Consider the following 16,112-nt stretch of genomic DNA (forward strand, 5'->3'; position numbering starts at 1 on the left):
CGCCAGGGGAGAGCAGTTACTCTTCTGTATCGTCGTCATCAACTGCTTCATCTTCAGCAGCTTGATCGGCTGGCTCGCCACCAGGAAACTCGGGGCGGTCATGTAAGTAGGTATCGGCGACGTCTATTACAGCGATATCCATTAAAAAGCGCCGGCCCAGTAGCACCGGATACTCTAAATGTGAGCGGTCATTCAGCGTGAACTCGACGTTTTCGCGGATCGGTCCCAACGTCATTAATAATGAAATAACCGGGCGGGATTCTTCACCAGAAGCTTGAAGAATACGAACCCGACGCACAATAGGTGCCTCGACCCATTCATCACGCTGCGACTCAACGGCCACATCGTCGTCGTTTAGCGCTAGTTTGAAGCGCACCCAGTCTTCACCGTCCCGCTCGAAGCGGGTGATTTCGTCGGCCGACAGCGATGAGGTGTTGGCTCCTGAATCGACACGCGCCTTGAGGTAGGTGCCCAGGCTTGGAAATCCAACCCATTCGCTACGACCCAGTAGCGTTTTCGTGCTTAGCGTCTCATCAACTTCACACTCTTCGCGGATGATGACAGGTTCTTCACCACGGGCTTCTAACTGCTGTACATCTAGGCGTAGCGAACGTAACAAACTACCGACTTCACGTACGTCAGCAGTGAGTACCTGCTGCTGATCAAGTTGGCGTGTCTGAAGCTCAGAACGGGTGTCGCATTGCTGCGCCAATTGGCTCTCTAATTCAAGGATTCGAGTATTAAAAGACGCTTCACTTAGGGGAGGCGGTTCATTCGTTTCTGGCTTGGTTGCTGCACAGCCTGCAATTGAAAGCGACAAGCTAGCTATTAGCCACAAAACACCTGGGCGCATAACGAGAGATATCCTTGGACAAATAGGTGGAGGGAATAATAAGGAGATGGGCGACTAGTGTCCAACGTCATCACGATTATTCAGACACACAATTTATCTTATTTAACATAATATATATTAAGCGAACCCGAGTAAGACGCAGTGGCTACAACAGCTTAGCTGCTCTATTCTGTTAAATTATTTTACCATAGCTGTACCTGAGCCCATTTTAATATAGGAAATGATGCCATGATCCATTCGCTGCGCATAAGCTTTTTCATACTGCTCTTCCTGCTGACTGGCTGTGTGGGTGTTGATATCGAAGATTACGCTGATTCAGAGCCCCGCTTGGATATTGCCGAGTACTTTACCGGGACTACGCGAGCCTGGGGCATGGTGCAGGATTATTCTGGTGAGGTACAGCGCCGCTTCACGGTGGAAATCCAGGGCACCTACGAGGCCGATACACTAACGCTGGATGAGTCCTTCGTGTTTTCAGATGGTGAAACCGACCGACGGGTATGGACGTTTGAACGTATCGACGCGCATCACTGGGTTGGCACCGCCAGCGACGTGGAGGGACACGTTAAAGCTCGCCAATATGGACATGCTTTCCATATGCGATACCCGTTAGAGATTGCTATCGACGGGCGGATGATTACGTTCACCATGGATGATTGGATGTACCTGCAACCGGATGGCCGCTTGATCAATCGAACGGCTATGCGAAAATTTGGCTTAACGCTGGGTGAAATCACCTTAGTTTTTGAGAAAACCTTTGAGAATACAGGTCAATAGACAAAACTCGGCACCTAGCTAAAAAAGCAGCCCGCTATTCAGCGGGCTGCTTTTTTCATCTCAAGCTGACGATTTCATAATTTCTTTCTAAATAGCGTTTCTATTCTGCTGCGTATGAACCGTCTTCCTGGTGGACTTCATTGCCGGTAATCGGCGGTGTGAAGACGCAAGCAACCGTCATTCCTTTTTCTTTACCGCGTAGCAGGTGCTCATCGTGCTGATCTAGCAGGTAAATGTCGCCTGCTTTGATCGGCCAGATTTTACCGTCGGCCAGGGTTTCCACCTCGCCTTCACCTTCATAGCAAAACACCGCTTCGTAGTGGTTTTTATAATGAATGTGGGTCTCAGTGCCGGGAAAAATTCGGGTAATATGAAACGAGAAGCCAGCGTTATCATTGGCTAAAACAAGACGTGTGCTATCCCAATTGCCGTTTTCAGCGGTGACTAGGCGTTCTGTTTTGCGCGCTTCTTCGAGATTACGAACGATCATAGAAGTACTCCATAGCATAGCGGCTAGCGATTACTAGCCGCAGTTTCCCTAACGAAACGGGTGTGAGCTGACGCTTTATCCTAACGCCAAATTACTCGCTAGCAACAGCTTTCACGCACATTTCCAGAATATCCAGGCCTTTCAGCAGGTCTTCATCGCTGATGGTCAGTGGGCACAGACACTTCACGACTTCACCGTCCTGACCACTGGTTTCAATTATCAAGCCGTGCTCAAAAGCTTTGCTGGTAATTTTATCGGCGATATCTCCAGATACCACGTCAATGCCACGCATCAAACCACGCCCACGTTCAGTGGCAGGCATGCCGCTCTCAGTCAGCAGTGCCGCAAGCTTCTGGAAACGCTCTTCTACAATACGTCCTTTGCGCTGAACATCACGCTCAAAGGTATCGTTGGTCCAATATTTTTTTAACGCGGCGGTGGCTGTCACCATCGCTAAGCTGAAGCCACGGAAGGTGCCGTTATATTGACCTGGCTTCCACTTATCCAGTTCTGGACGCATCAAGACATGCGCAAATGGCAGGCCAAAGCCAGAGAGTGACTTCGAGTTGGTAATAATGTCTGGCGTGATGCCTGCATGCTCAAAGCTGAAGAACTTACCGGTACGACCACAGCCTGCCTGGATATCGTCGATAATCAGCAGAATATCATGGGCTCGGCAAATGCTTTCCAAACGCTTCAACCACTCCAGGCCTGCCACGTTGATACCGCCCTCGCCTTGAACGGTCTCAATAATGACACCAGCGGGAACATCCAGCCCGCCGGATTTGTCGCCCAGCAGCTTTTCAAAGTAATCCAGCGTGTCGGTATGTTCGCCCATGTAGCCATCATAGGGCAGGAAGCTGGCACCCTGCGTCGGGATACCCCCCGTGGCTTCACGGAACTTACGGTTACCGGTGGTAGCCAAAGCGCCCATCGTTACACCGTGGAAGCCATTGGTGAACGTCACGATGTTGTGACGGCCTTTAGCAACACGGGCCAAACGAATGGCGGCTTCGACAGCGTTGGTACCAGTCGGGCCTGGTAAATGCACTTTGTAGTCGAGACCGCGTGGCTTGAAGATGACTTCCTCAAGCGTTTCTAAATAATCGCGCTTGGCATTGGTCCACATATCCAGACCGTGCACAACACCGTCTGTTGACAGGTAATCAATCATTGCCTGCTTCATGTGCGGATTATTGTGGCCGTAGTTAAGCGTGCCCGCGCCGGCGAGGAAATCAATGTATTCACGGCCGTTCTCATCGGTTAGGCGCGCATTTTGCGCTTTGGTAAACACCACCGGGAATGAACGAGAATAAGTACGTACATTGGATTCCATGCGTTCAAGCGTCTGGGTCTGCATTGCGACCTCCTTGGTCAATCATTTTGCCATTAGGCGTTGTTAGCCCGGAGCAACATGAGCGGGAAAAACAGTATGTTCACTACGTGCTGTTTATGGTTAAACGCACGTATTAGATGCGGTCTGTTTGGAACGGACCGATACGAACCAGGTTTTCCGGGTCATGCTCCCCTCCGAGCTGTTCGGTAGAGAAGTATTCGCGGCTATTGAGCGGCGCATGCCAGCGCGCGGCCAAGCGACGAAATAAGCCCCAAGAGGCTAGATTGTCTGGCGTGATCGTGGTTTCAAGATGATGCACATCGTCAAGCTCGGGGCGCGACATAATCGCCTCGACCAATCGGCGCGCGAGCCCCGTACCGCGTGCTTTTTCGCCGACGGCCACCTGCCATAAGAAATAAGTATCCGGGGCGTTATCCTTCACGTAGCCCGATACAAAACCAACGATTTCACCCTCTTCATTGGTAGCAACTGCACAGGTATCACGAAACTGTGTAGCAAGTAACAAATAGGCGTAGGCAGAATTCACATCAAGCGGCGGGCAGGCTTTGATAAGCTCGTACACTCCCCAGCCGTCATCCGCATTAGGTTTGCGAATAAACAACGGTGTCTCTGCATGACCAACAACGGCATCGGCCACTGTAGGCCTGGCCAAGTCAGCAGAGGGGGTAAACGGTTGTATGGGCGTACTCATAGTTATGCTTCGCTGTAGCGAATTTGATGATCATTATAACAGCTGATTATGAGCAATTCAAAAATCATATTATTCACCACCCTACTTTCCATAATTTTTTGTTATGAGAGACGGCTTGTTAGCTATCTGCTCGCGCTCAGAACCGTCGTTACTGATTCAGAATAGCCCAACTTGCCAACAAAAAAAGGCGTGCCAACGGGCACACCTAAATCTGTTTTCACTCACAACTTGTCTTCACATGCACGATCTTCATATGCGATGTCTGCACGGGCATCCAGCGCTCGTCGCAAGGCAACATAAGCACCGGGTCAAGTACGCGTGAGCGTGCGCATAGTGACGAACTCCTCTGCTCCCGTTGGGTGGATACCCACAGTGCGGTCAAAGTCATGCTTGGTAAGGCCTGCCCTTACCGCGATAGCTATACCTTGAATGATTTCACCTGCGTCGTCGCCGACCATATGGGCCCCGACCACCACATCAGTGGCATCGTCTACCACCAATTTCATTAAGGTGCGCTCTTGGCTACCCGACAAGGTGTGCTTCATGGCCCGAAAATTGGTGCTATAAACGCGGATATTGGTGAATTTTTCACGAGCCGCCTCTTCGGAAAGCCCTACCGTGCCGATGTTAGGGTGGCAAAAAACGGCGGTTGGAATCGTGGTGTAATCGAGCGGCTGGGGGACGGTGTCGGCATAGTGGACATCCACCAGCTGCATCGCTTCTGCCAAGGCCACTGGCGTTAGTTCTGGGCCAGCGATTAAGTCGCCTAGCGCAAGAATCGACGGTTGCGCCGTTTCAAAACGATCGTTGACAGGGATCTTGCCCTGCTCATTCAGGTTAATACCCAGCGCCTCCAGACCCAGGTCTTTGATATTAGCTTTGCGCCCAGTTGCCGCCAGCACCACATCGACTTCCATTACCTGCCCATCGGTGAGATGAACGTTGTAGGCATTCTGGGTGGCTTCAATACGCTCAATATTGGTGTTGAAGTGGAGGTTGACCCCTTTTCTTTCCATTTCGGCACAAGTGAATTCACGAACCTGTTGATCAAACCCTTTCAGGAACAGTTCGCCACGGTAGATGAGGTGTGTCTCGCTGCCAAGCCCGTTGAAAATACTGGAGAACTCGACCGCGATGTAACCGCCACCCAAAACTAGAAAGCGCTTGGGAAACGTATCAAGATCAAAGATTTGGTTGGAGTCCAGCGCATATTCACTACCCGGAAAATCGGGCACCCATGGCCACCCACCCGTGGCCACCAGGATTTTTTCTGCGCTTATCGAAATATCACCATGCTCTCCGCTCAACGTCACTGTATTCGCATCAGCCAGCCGAGCCCGGGCATTAAAAAGTGTTACTCCCGCGCCTTCCAGCATGCGCTGATAAATACCGTTTAGCCGTTTGATTTCGCTTATTTTATTATCACGCAGCGTCGCCCAGTCAAAGCTTGCCGGGCCAGGCAACTGCCAGCCAAAACCGGCCGAGTCATCAAAGCTGTCGTGAAAATGGGCGGCGTATGAGTAAAGTTTTTTGGGCACACAGCCAACGTTGACACAGGTACCACCCAGGTATCGGTCTTCGGCAATCGCTACTCTGGCACCGGTGGCGGCTGCCATACGCGCAGCACGCACGCCGCCGGAGCCTGCACCAATCACCAGGAGGTCATATTCATATTCGGAAAAGTCGGCCATCGTTTGCTCCTGTGAAGTTAAAAATGATTACCCCTGACGGCCAAACAAGGATATTGACCTGACTGTCCGGGGGGGTTAAAACCATTTGCTGCTATTTTATACTGTCCAATCCCTTATACTTGCTAAGATTTATTATTCCGCTTCTCGATCAGCGACTTAACTCTATTTAATCTTGCTGGAGACACTATGTCTGACTCTATTGCGACGCTACTCGATAACAATCGTGCCTGGGCTGAGCGCATGTGCGAAGAGGACCCCGACTACTTTAAACGGCTTTCAAGTCAGCAAAACCCAGACTATTTATGGATTGGCTGTTCGGATAGCCGTGTGCCCGCCAATCAAATTATTGCGCTGCCGCCTGGGGAAGTTTTCGTTCACCGCAATGTAGCGAACCTGCTCCACCATACGGATATGAACGCCCTGTCGGTGGTTCAGTACGCGGTGGATGTGCTTAAAGTCAGCCATATTATGATTGTCGGACACTATGGTTGTGGGGGCATTAAGGCCGCCATGATGGGTGGCGAATGCGGTGTGGTCGATTATTGGCTACATTCGGTTCGCGAACAGTACAACCGTCACCGTGATTCGCTAGACCATCTTCCTCTGGAAGACCAAATTGACCGTATGTGCGAGCTCAACGTTAAAGCGCAGGTGAATAGCTTGTGCCGTACCAAGATTTTGCAGCGCGCCTGGCAGCGTGGGCAGCAAATCTCGGTACATGGCTGGGTTTACGGTTTAAGCGATGGTCGCGTTAAAGACCTGAATTGCACCATCAGTGGCTTAGAGCAAGTGGAAACGCTTTACCGTATTGACCGCATACAATCAGGCGATTAAGTCTCTCTTTGAGCGCCTACTGAGACGCTAGTCGTAGCGGTAGGCGCGATGGCAGCTCTTGCAGCTAGCGCCTACCTCGGAAAGTGCTCTCGCTGTATTACGGGTATCCCCCTGTTCGGCGACCTCAACCAACTGAGTGATTTTATCCTCAAGGTCAGTAAAGCCAGCGGCAAACTCATTCCACTCTTCCCAAATAGAGGCGCGCGCCTCAGAACCACCGCCATGCGTACCCTCAATAAAGGCAGGTAGTAACTGCTGGGCAGTCGTACGCTCTTGGAGTTCCGTTAAGCGCGGGGCGGCAGCCTCTACATCTTGATTATTAATTAAGTCAAAACGCAGCTGACGAACCAGACTTTCAATATCTTTGAGCTCTTGCTGGCGCCACATCACTGCTTCACGCTCGCTGGCGAACTGAGTGTCGCCAACGGTTTGAGGCATCGAAAGCTCGCTAGTGGCCTCCTCGCTCGCCCAGGATAACGGCGCACACAGTAGCAGTACCAAAGTGCTGCCTATCGCGCTACGCTGGAAAGCCCGCTTTCGGTGATAACGCTGCTGCATAATGGCTTCCTTTATAATGCGCTGGTTAGCTTGGTTAAATTAACTTTGATAAAAATGAGCTTTTAGCCTATCGGGCAGGTCACGCCAGTGCCTTTTAAGCCGCAGTAGCCATTCGGGTTTTTGTCGAGATACTGCTGATGGTAAGCCTCTGCATAATAAAACGCTTCAAGCGGTTTTATTTCGGTCGTGATTTGCCCTTTGCCTGCCTTGTTGAGCGCCTGCTGAAAGGCGGACGCGCTTTGTTCAGCGGCTGCTTGCTGAGCCTCGCTGGTGGTGAAAATAGCTGAACGATACTGCGATCCAATATCGTTGCCCTGGCGATTTCCCTGGGTAGGATCGTGCTGTTCCCAGAACACCTGTAGCAGCGATTCCAGGTCGACCTGCTTAGGATCGAAGACCACCCTCACCACCTCGGTGTGACCGGTACGCCCCGTGCAGGTCTCATCATAGGTGGGGTTGGGCGTTTCACCGCCGGCATAACCTGCCGCGGTCACATAGACGCCGGGCAATTGCCAAAACAGCCGTTCAACACCCCAGAAGCAGCCCATTCCCAGCACAATCTCTTCATGGCCCTCTGGAAACGGTGGATGCAACGAATGCCCGTTGATGGTGTGAACATCGCTGGTCTCTATAGGGGTATCGCGGCCAGGCAGTACACGACTGGTACTTGAAGAAGAAAATAGCGACATATCGCCCTCACTCATTGCTGCTGTAAGATTTTTGGGTCACCGGAACGGGTAAAGGTGTAGATCAAATCCACCGCCTGATTGGTACCCGATACGGCCTGAAGATAAAGATTACGCCACAGCGTATAGCGTAGTGTTAGTTCTGCAATCGGCGAGAAAATTCCCACACCGTAACTAATCCTAAGGTCATCGGTCAGTTGGCCACTGACGGCGACTTGACTGTCATCGCCGGCGCCGGTGGTATCCAGGGTTAAGTCGTCAATACCGAAAGCCTCGCCAATCGAGCCCACTGCGCCACCGGTGCGTCCTAATGACATACCAATCAACGCCGTGGTTAGTGCGCTATCCACCCCTCCGCCGGAGGCATCCGGGGCACGGCCCCGTAGTAAATATGAAAGTGCTCGTGTTTCATCCATTGCTGGTTCGGAGAAGATCAGTACATTGGGGGCTTCGGCATTACCGGTGACACGCAGGCCAGCAATAACGTCATCTTCGGTGACGTCGGGATTACGGATGGCCTCAAAGTCGAGGGTAGGTAGCCCAGGGGGCCCGCTAAACAGTAGTTCACCGCGGCGAATGACCAAGTCTTGACCGAACGCCTGGAAGCGCCCATCAACTAAATTGACATCGCCAAATAGCTGTAATGCACCGCCACTTTGGCGAATTTCTAATGAACCTCCCAGTCCGGATTCTAAGCCGTAGGCCGATAGCTGCATATCACTACCCAGCGTTAGCGTCACCAGCACATCAAGGGCCATGCCGGTAGCGGCTAGTTCATCTGCAGCGCTAGGCTCATCACCATTGGCGGCAGCACGCTGTGCCTCAATTTCTGCCTGCCGATCGTCGCGCTCGGTGATAATCACTTCATCACCGCTAGGCGTAACGGCCGAAGACGGCATATCGCCAATTTCCAGCCTTGCCCAGGGTAAGTTGATATCTCCCCTTACTTGCAGCCTTTCTGGAGTCACACGAACACGAACATCAGGCGCCGCTTCTAGACGACCAAACTGTGGCAATACGATCAGAATAGGCTCTTGAACAGCATTTAGATCGACACCAATGCGCCAATCGTCACCGTTTGGCCAGTAAGCATCACCGGTGATTTCCAAACGCCCGCGCTCGGCCGCTAGATAACCGTCAATATCGCCCTGCTCACCGTCAAAAGAGACCAGTAACTCTCCATCTTGTACATCTACTGGAATTTCAGGACCATTAACACGAATCTCACGTAACCCAAGCTGGCCCTGCAAGCCGGGCTGATCGGTAGTGCCCGAAATTTGTACACTACCTGTCAGATTCCCTTCCAGTTGATCCATTCCGACGAGCATAGGGCGATAAGGTTGCAGTGAAACATCGTCTGCACGCAGCTCCCCCTCTAGCTCGCCTGCCCCTAGTGGGTCATCGATCGATAAATCCAGGTTTAGATCGCCTGCCTCGGCAAGCGAAAGCGTTACATTGGCATCCGCTTGTGCTTGGTTAGCCTCAATCTGGGCGTCTAAATTGATTTCTGGCAGTTGTACGGGCTGACCATAATCATTGATGGCCGTTACTGCGAGTTCACTTAGCACCTGTAGATTTGCCTGCCACTGTGCACCGCCCTGGCGCCAATTAACGTTAAGATCCGCCGTTGTGTCGCCTTCTAACTGCCACTCTTCGGGTAAAAAAGGCTCCACCATCTCCATAGGCACTTCACGTAATGAAAGCACGGCGTTGCCCTGTTGCGCCGAAGCATTTATTTCCTCTTCAGAACAAACCAAGCCGCCCTGCTCACGACGTAGGCAGAAGGATGAAAGGTTCGCCTGACCGCTGGCCAAGTTGTAACGGAGATCCAAGGGTGCTTCAAGGCGAATATCGCCCGCTTCCGAATCGATTTCCAGTGGCGTTACTTGGGCCTGATACAATTGGTTCGGCTGATCAAAACGCCCATCAAGGGCGAGTTGAGCACGGCTTAATACGTTGTTGTCCGTACCCTGGGCATTAAGCTCGAGACGATGCTCTGAGAGACGCCCGGCTAAAGTTACATTCATGGTAGACAGCGCTTGGCCACCGGCATTGACGTTTTGCAGTGCCAGTTGCACATCAAGGGCAGGATCATCGATTCCCTGCACATCGGCATTTAGTGTGAGCCGTTCAATGCGATTTTCGCCGAAACGCACGCCATCGCCTTGTAAGTCAGCCAGCAATTGCGGCTGATCAAAACTACCGCTAGCCTCCAGCGTTCCCACAATGTTACCCGCTAGATCCGGTGAGAGGGTTTGCAGTTGGCGTAGCGCAATGTCGGCATTTAACGACATCGCCTGTTCGCTGATTTGGCCTGCCGCTTCCAACCGGTTATCCCCCTGGGTAAACAGCAGCTGTTCAATATTCAGCTCCATATTGCTGTTGGCGTCCAGGGCGGCCTGCAGTGTCAGGGGGTAGTCGCGCAGGACACCATCAATCGCCAAGTTGGGGACGCTGACAGCCCACGCGGCACCTTGTGGGCTCTCTTGCTGGAACAAGGAAAACTCAATATCGCCATTCAGACTGCCGTCTAACTGATCCACGAAGTGGGAAGGGTCAAACTGATCCAAACGGATACTCGCATCAACCTGCAAGGGAGCTAACCAGTTAACGGTGCCTTCACTACGCAGGTAGCTTTCGCCTACGGTCAGGTTAAGCGGCTGCCAGCTAAAGTGTTCAAGGTCGCCCTCACCGCTGACGTTAATCTGGGTACGTGGCACGCTGGGCCCCTCAACAGCCATCGCGAGCTGAGCGCTATACTCACTCAGGCTGCCGGTCATCTGTAAATCCAGCTCATCGACCACATAAGGGTCGGTGACCACATCGCCGTCGGCTTGCGCCGTTTCGTCAATGGCGAGCGGCCACTGTACCTGGTCACTTTGTAACTGCACTTGAAATGGCAGCGTAGGGGCTAGCGCGTCTACTTGTCCGTTTAACGACGCGTTTACCGCGCCGGATACCTCCAACTGTGCTTCAAGTGCATCGAGTGGGCCAGACAGCGTTAACGTCAAGGTTTCTCCATCGAGCTCAGGAAACCTCTCAGCTAAAAAAAGTTCTACGTTCAAACGAGCTTCAAGTGGGTAACTGTCGCTTAAAGTTGCCTTTGCGGTTAATTCAGCCTCAGCGTCTGGGGTAACGACAGCAAGCTCGGTTAACTCAATGCGGTCGCCCTCGGTCATCAGTCCAAGCTGAAGGTGTTCCACTTGATACTCTGTGGAGCCTTTCAAGCGAAAATCGTTAAGCGTAAATTCGGGTATTTGAATATCCACCGGCAAGGTAATGGCAGGTAATTCCAGTCGTTCTCGTGCTTCTAACTGCTCTTCAGGAGACTCTACTGCCAGTACGGCTTCTTCTTGCGGTTCGCGGAGCAATATAGCGGCATCGATAGCCTCAGCAGAAAGAGGTGTTTCAGTGGCTTGCGTTAGTAACACCCCCGCCGATGGCGGCAAATAAAGGCGCGGTTGCTCCAGGTGGGTCGGCTCAAGTCGCACTTGGTTGCCTTCGGCAACAGCCGCTGAGCTTAACGAGCGCCACGCGACCTCGGTGCCGTCGGCAAGACGCAGGCTGACATCGTCAAGCTGTAGCGAACGTAGCTGGATCGGGAAAGGGAAACGAATAGCGAGTGGCGCTCCCCCTTCTTCTGGCGGCGGCTCCTGTTCGCCCGATGCGCCTAAACGAACATCAGCGCCTACCACGCGGAGTGTGTCGATGCATAACCGGCCCGACAGGACGCAGTCATCCCCCCACGCAAGCTCAAATTCATCCACAGTAATACGGGTTTCACCCAGCTGTAGTTGGAAATCTTCGATCAGAAAACGATCAAGCAGCCCACCTTCATGGTGTGCATAGGTGAATAAGTCCCGCTGCTCCCCCTGCGAGAGCAATACACCAGTGCCCCAGGGCGATAACGCTACCCCAACAAGCAGCGCCGCAATCCCAAACAGCCAAATTGGCAATACGATAATCAGGCGTAAAAGGCTCCACAACAGAAGCCAGGTACGGTATTTGGGTGATAGTCGCTGGCGCTTATCAGATGTCGCTGTTTCAACCTGAGGCAAATCTCTCTCCTAGAATTCCGGTCCGATGGAAAAGTGCAAACGCCAATCGTCTTCGTGGTCAAAAGGATGTGCGATATCAAAGCGAATTGGCCCGACCGGTGAAACCCAGCGCACCCCGGCGCCGGCGCCTGTTTTCAAATCGTTAGGCCCCCAGTTATCAAACGCATCACCATTGTCCACGAAGGTGGCTGCCCACCAATCCCCCGTAACACGCCGTTGATACTCAAGGGTCGAAGTCAGCAGTTGCTGGCCGCCCCGGAGCCGCCCTTCTTCATTACGTGGCGAAAGGCTTTCATAGGAGTAGCCGCGCACACTGCGGTCGCCACCGGCAAAAAAGCGTAACGAAGGTGGGATTTTGGCAAAGTCATCGGTTTCGATGGCGCCTAAACTAACCCGCGCCAGGAAGCGGTTATCATTACCAATAGTGCGAATCCATTCCGTATCGGCCGTAACGCGTGTGAACTGCGCATCCGACCCCCAAACCTTATCCGAGTACTCTAAAGAGAGCTGCTGACGGTCGCCCCACAACGGAAAGCGCTGAGGACGTGTTCGAGTTCGTGACCACTGAATACCTGGATAAAACAGCCATACTTGATCGGCTTCGCCCCCCTGCTCGAAGTCTTCATAAGTGGTACGGAAATACAGAGTTTGAACCCAATCGTTATCAAACTCCCAGCGACGAGCTACTTCAACAGTGCCTTCTAGTGATTGGGTATCACTATCGTCAATATTACGGATACCGTATTGAAGCCGGTAGCTATCGCGCAGCGGGTCTTCTAGCGGAACGTTATATACCCCGGTAAACCGCTGCTCTGGGGAGGATACATAGAGGTCATGGTCAAGACTATGACCATAGCGATTGATCCATGGTTGCTCCCAACCAAAACGCAGACGGGGCCCCACATCGGTTGCGTAGCCAATGCCGACTTCAAACTGGTGGCGATCAGCAGGCTCTACACTGACATCAATAGGTAACTGCGTATCACTGGGCTTATTGATGCTTAGAGCACTGGTTAAAGCCGCACCGGTGACTCGTGGGCGCTCTGGCTGGGAAGCAGTCGCCTCGCTCCACCAGGCGTCTCCACCACCAGACGGAGACATCGCCAGCTCTTGCGCTGTTTCAAGCCGCGGCCGCACTGACACTGAGCTAAACCAGCCGGTTTCTGCAAGCGATTGGTTATAGTCAGCCAGCGTTTGCGCTAGATAGGGATCGCCTCTTTCAAACGGCTGTATACGGAGTAATCGGTCGATCTCTATGTGGCTACCCGTTATTGAAGTCTCTCCAAACTGGTAGCGGGGGCCGCTGTCAAAATCCATATAGAGGCGTGCACTTTGTAAATACGGGCGGACTTCCATACGCCGATCCGTAAAGCCCCAGTCAAAGTAACCGCGCTCGATAGCTAAACCAGAAAACTGACCACGCAGCCGCTCCCACGGGGCATGCCGCAGTGCGTCACCCTCTTCCAGTGGGAAGTCTTCTACTGCTTGTTGAAACGGTGGGTCGTTACTGGCGTCGCCTTTGACATTAATTGATAAAATTTCAATTTCAATTTGAGGTCCTGGCTCAACCTCAAGCGAGACGCGCTCATCGCCGGTGTGCTCAAAGGTTATATCAGGCTCATAATACCCATACACACGCATGGCTTCTTCAGTACGTTGACGAACCTCACCTTCTAAACGTGCTTCGGTGTATTGCTCAGCCTCTACGTTCTGTAGATAGGCTTGAATATTACTTTCGACTTCATCGGAAACACCCGTGATGCTCGCCTCTAACGCCCATGCCCCGTGTGTTGCGTATAACAGTGGTAGCACTACCAACACTGTGCGACCGGTGGCTGAAGTCCATCGCCGTTGTCTTCCCATACATTTTTATCCTAACCTAAATCAGCGGCTTCATTACCCAGTCATCTCAAAACCCAGTAGTTTCAACGACTTATATAATATTCTTCGGCACTAGAATGCATCAACGCTATACAACTATTCTGACTACCTTTTAACGTAGCATTTCTAACTGGGCACTAAAGGCAAGCTGTGCCTGACGGACTTGTCGAACATCACTCTCTAGTGCATTCAGGCGTTGAGACCATTGCTGCTCTAATGCCGCCAGAGCATCTTGATCCGGTGACGTTTCAACCTCAGCAACAGAAGTCTCCAACTCATCAAAGCGCGATTCAATAGCGCTTCTTTGCGCTGATAATTGCTCGTCCCAATCACTACTAATGTTGCTGATCTGACTATCCAGTACGGATAGGCGTTGTTCGGTCAGTTGCTCAAGGTGGGACACTTCCTCAATCAGGTTTTGCCGTCCTGAGGTACCAGCCTGTTCCAGGGCATTCAATGATTCCCGCATCGCCAACAGCTGGCTGTCGCGCAACTCAGCTTGCTCATTAAGCTGGTTCAGCTGCTGCAGCAACGAATTGATCGAATCACTAGAGGCCATGTCCTCATTCATTGTTAGCAGACTGTACAACTCTTCGCGAGTATCGGTCAGCGCAATGGACAGCTGCTCTTGCTCTTGAAAAAGCGTCGACATCTGAGCTTGTACAAAGGTTATCGTATCTTGTACATCGGTGTCATCCGAATCCAAGCGAGCATGAACATTGGAAACTTCGCCACTTACTCGATGTAACTCATTTAACAGTCTTTCACGTTCGTACCAAAGCCCAGCCGCCGCCGCACCCAATAGGGCAATGATTAATAACAAGCATAGCCATAGCGGCCACAAAGTAGGCCCCTTTCGGTGGCGCAAATGCTGCGCCGTCAAGCTTTGATCCACATCGGGTACGATACGAGAGGATGCAGTGGCGTCTGGCATAACATTTCCTCAGAGAGTCTTCGGGTCGGCACGACGGCCTATCCCGCGATACATTAATCCACAGCTGGCAACAAATTCAGGATCGTAAATATTGCGTCCATCTAATACGAGCTTAGCGTTTAATAACGAGCTCAGCCGATGCCAGTCTGGGTTCCAATAGGTTTTCCATTCTGTCACCAACATCAGTACATCGGCGCCCGCACAGGCTTGGTAGGGGTCATGAGTAAAGGTGCGCAAATCCTCGCGCTCGCCTACCAGGGCATGGAGAGCTGGAACGGCGGCTGGGTCGTGTAGCTGAACCTTAACTCCCTGCGCCCAAAGTGCTTCAAGCAATGTTATTACGGGCGCGTGGTCAATACGTGCAGTGCCGGGCTTGAACGCAGCTCCCCAAATCGCCACGGTTTTTCCGGCCATTTCGCCGGAAAAATGGGACCACAGCTTGCGGAACAGCGTCTCTTTTTTCTGTTCGTTAATATCCATTACCTGCTCAAGCAGCGCTGAATATCGGCCACTCTGCAGTTGCACATCGGCCAAGCGAATCAAATCGCGGGAGAAGTTAGGACCTCCAAAACCGCATCCAGGGTACAGGTACTCAAACCCGATACGCGAATCGGCCCCCATCCCCTGGCGGACATGTTCGACATCAACACCTAGGGTATCAGCCAAACCGGCGATTTCATTCATATAACTGATACGCGTGGCCAACATGCCGTTAATGGCCAGCTTGGTTAACTCCGCAGCACGGCGAGGCATACACTGAAACACTTCGCTACGCCGATTAAAGGCGCGTAACAGCTCTCTGGTGACTTGCTCACCCGTCGCATCATCGCAGCCTAGCAAGCGCCGGGTTGGGCGTGTAAAAGAATCCCATGCACGGCCCTCTTCTAACGTGTCGGGTAGTGCCACACTGGAGTGCTGCCCCCCCATTAACGTATGCAGGCGTTCGGTCTCGCCTACCGGAAACGTCGAGTTATTAATCAGTACAATACCGTGCTGATTCGCTAATAACGGGGCCTCAAGTAGTGCACTGGCCGAACTGCGCTGTGAAGGTGATAACGCCATCCAAACCACCTCTGGAATGGCGGCATCATCAATCTGCTCAATGAGCTGCAGGGTACCCTCTGCTAAGCCCTGCTCGAGATGCGTCATTAAATGAGGTTCACTGCGTAACCAGTCCACCTCAGAAAGCACTGACCAAGGCGCATCAGCGTGGGGTAACCACTGAACCTGATGCCCCACCCAAGCCAGCGCAGCGGCTGCCGTCGCTGCGCTTAATTCGCTGCCGTAAAGTAACACCCGCAT

Annotated in this window: 13 protein-coding genes; 2 read left to right on the forward strand and 11 right to left on the reverse strand. The window is 52.4% G+C overall.

Going from position 1 to position 16,112, the window contains the following annotated elements; all coding sequences use genetic code 11:
• Positions 1-16: 16 nt before the first annotated feature.
• Positions 17-853: an ATP-dependent zinc protease family protein gene (locus V8L71_RS02000; RefSeq protein ID WP_101145524.1), complete on the reverse strand. Its 837-nt coding sequence runs from the start codon at positions 851-853 to the stop codon at positions 17-19.
• Positions 854-1,081: 228 nt separating this feature from the next.
• Between V8L71_RS02000 and V8L71_RS02005 the strand changes: the two genes are divergently transcribed.
• Positions 1,082-1,630 carry a DUF3833 domain-containing protein gene (locus V8L71_RS02005; RefSeq protein ID WP_336273075.1) on the forward strand — a complete coding sequence of 183 codons (549 nt, stop codon included), beginning with the start codon at positions 1,082-1,084 and terminating at the stop codon, positions 1,628-1,630.
• Between the two features lie 100 nt (positions 1,631-1,730).
• On the opposite strand, the gene V8L71_RS02010 is transcribed toward V8L71_RS02005, so the two are convergent.
• The 4 genes from V8L71_RS02010 to gorA all read right to left on the reverse strand — a co-directional run bounded on the left by V8L71_RS02010 (position 1,731) and on the right by gorA (position 5,859).
• Positions 1,731-2,120: an ectoine synthase gene (locus tag V8L71_RS02010; RefSeq protein ID WP_008957961.1), complete on the reverse strand. Its 390-nt coding sequence runs from the start codon at positions 2,118-2,120 to the stop codon at positions 1,731-1,733.
• A 91-nt stretch (positions 2,121-2,211) separates the two neighbouring features.
• Entirely contained in the window at positions 2,212-3,480 is a 1,269-nt protein-coding gene (gene ectB, locus V8L71_RS02015) for a diaminobutyrate--2-oxoglutarate transaminase (RefSeq protein WP_035558202.1), read from the reverse strand.
• Between the two features lie 109 nt (positions 3,481-3,589).
• Positions 3,590-4,168, reverse strand: a complete 579-nt coding sequence (gene ectA, locus V8L71_RS02020) for a diaminobutyrate acetyltransferase (RefSeq protein WP_008957963.1) — start codon at positions 4,166-4,168, stop codon at positions 3,590-3,592.
• Between the two features lie 308 nt (positions 4,169-4,476).
• Positions 4,477-5,859, reverse strand: coding sequence for a glutathione-disulfide reductase (gene gorA / locus V8L71_RS02025; RefSeq protein ID WP_336273076.1), 1,383 nt, complete (start codon positions 5,857-5,859; stop codon positions 4,477-4,479).
• A 186-nt stretch (positions 5,860-6,045) separates the two neighbouring features.
• On the opposite strand from gorA, the gene can reads away from it, so the two are divergent.
• Positions 6,046-6,693 carry a carbonate dehydratase gene (gene can, locus V8L71_RS02030; RefSeq protein ID WP_176302125.1) on the forward strand — a complete coding sequence of 216 codons (648 nt, stop codon included), beginning with the start codon at positions 6,046-6,048 and terminating at the stop codon, positions 6,691-6,693.
• Positions 6,694-6,720: 27 nt separating this feature from the next.
• Here the strand turns inward: can and V8L71_RS02035 are convergent, their stop codons facing one another.
• From V8L71_RS02035 to V8L71_RS02060, 6 genes are all read right to left on the reverse strand, one after another.
• Complete coding sequence (locus V8L71_RS02035; protein ID WP_008957966.1) at positions 6,721-7,251, reverse strand: c-type cytochrome; 531 nt, start codon at positions 7,249-7,251, stop codon at positions 6,721-6,723.
• Between the two features lie 62 nt (positions 7,252-7,313).
• Positions 7,314-7,940: a peptide-methionine (S)-S-oxide reductase MsrA gene (gene msrA / locus V8L71_RS02040; protein WP_336273077.1), complete on the reverse strand. Its 627-nt coding sequence runs from the start codon at positions 7,938-7,940 to the stop codon at positions 7,314-7,316.
• An 11-nt stretch (positions 7,941-7,951) separates the two neighbouring features.
• Complete coding sequence (tamB, locus tag V8L71_RS02045) at positions 7,952-11,995, reverse strand: autotransporter assembly complex protein TamB (RefSeq protein ID WP_336273078.1); 4,044 nt, start codon at positions 11,993-11,995, stop codon at positions 7,952-7,954.
• Positions 11,996-12,004: 9 nt separating this feature from the next.
• Entirely contained in the window at positions 12,005-13,858 is a 1,854-nt protein-coding gene (gene tamA, locus V8L71_RS02050) for an autotransporter assembly complex protein TamA (RefSeq protein ID WP_336273079.1), read from the reverse strand.
• Positions 13,859-13,988: 130 nt separating this feature from the next.
• Positions 13,989-14,810, reverse strand: coding sequence for a GumC domain-containing protein (locus V8L71_RS02055; protein WP_336273080.1), 822 nt, complete (start codon positions 14,808-14,810; stop codon positions 13,989-13,991).
• Positions 14,811-14,819: 9 nt separating this feature from the next.
• A complete protein-coding gene (locus V8L71_RS02060) occupies positions 14,820-16,112 on the reverse strand; it encodes a nucleotide sugar dehydrogenase (protein WP_336273081.1) in 1,293 nt (430 codons plus the stop codon).

Source organism: Vreelandella indica (assembly GCF_037070225.1).
In the GTDB taxonomy this organism is placed as follows: domain Bacteria; phylum Pseudomonadota; class Gammaproteobacteria; order Pseudomonadales; family Halomonadaceae; genus Vreelandella; species Vreelandella arctica.

What these genes read in the sequence shown, in the direction of transcription:
- can (WP_176302125.1), top strand. Translation starts at nt 6,046, where the DNA reads ATGTCTGACTCTATTGCGACGCTACTCGATAACAATCGTGCCTGGGCT.
- V8L71_RS02055 (WP_336273080.1), bottom strand. Translation starts at nt 14,810, where the DNA reads ATGCCAGACGCCACTGCATCCTCTCGTATCGTACCCGATGTGGATCAA.
- ectB (WP_035558202.1), bottom strand. Translation starts at nt 3,480, where the DNA reads ATGCAGACCCAGACGCTTGAACGCATGGAATCCAATGTACGTACTTAT.
- V8L71_RS02000 (WP_101145524.1), bottom strand. Translation starts at nt 853, where the DNA reads ATGCGCCCAGGTGTTTTGTGGCTAATAGCTAGCTTGTCGCTTTCAATT.
- V8L71_RS02005 (WP_336273075.1), top strand. Translation starts at nt 1,082, where the DNA reads ATGATCCATTCGCTGCGCATAAGCTTTTTCATACTGCTCTTCCTGCTG.
- tamA (WP_336273079.1), bottom strand. Translation starts at nt 13,858, where the DNA reads ATGGGAAGACAACGGCGATGGACTTCAGCCACCGGTCGCACAGTGTTG.
- gorA (WP_336273076.1), bottom strand. Translation starts at nt 5,859, where the DNA reads ATGGCCGACTTTTCCGAATATGAATATGACCTCCTGGTGATTGGTGCA.
- V8L71_RS02035 (WP_008957966.1), bottom strand. Translation starts at nt 7,251, where the DNA reads ATGCAGCAGCGTTATCACCGAAAGCGGGCTTTCCAGCGTAGCGCGATA.
- V8L71_RS02010 (WP_008957961.1), bottom strand. Translation starts at nt 2,120, where the DNA reads ATGATCGTTCGTAATCTCGAAGAAGCGCGCAAAACAGAACGCCTAGTC.
- msrA (WP_336273077.1), bottom strand. Translation starts at nt 7,940, where the DNA reads ATGTCGCTATTTTCTTCTTCAAGTACCAGTCGTGTACTGCCTGGCCGC.
- ectA (WP_008957963.1), bottom strand. Translation starts at nt 4,168, where the DNA reads ATGAGTACGCCCATACAACCGTTTACCCCCTCTGCTGACTTGGCCAGG.
- V8L71_RS02060 (WP_336273081.1), bottom strand. Translation starts at nt 16,112, where the DNA reads ATGCGGGTGTTACTTTACGGCAGCGAATTAAGCGCAGCGACGGCAGCC.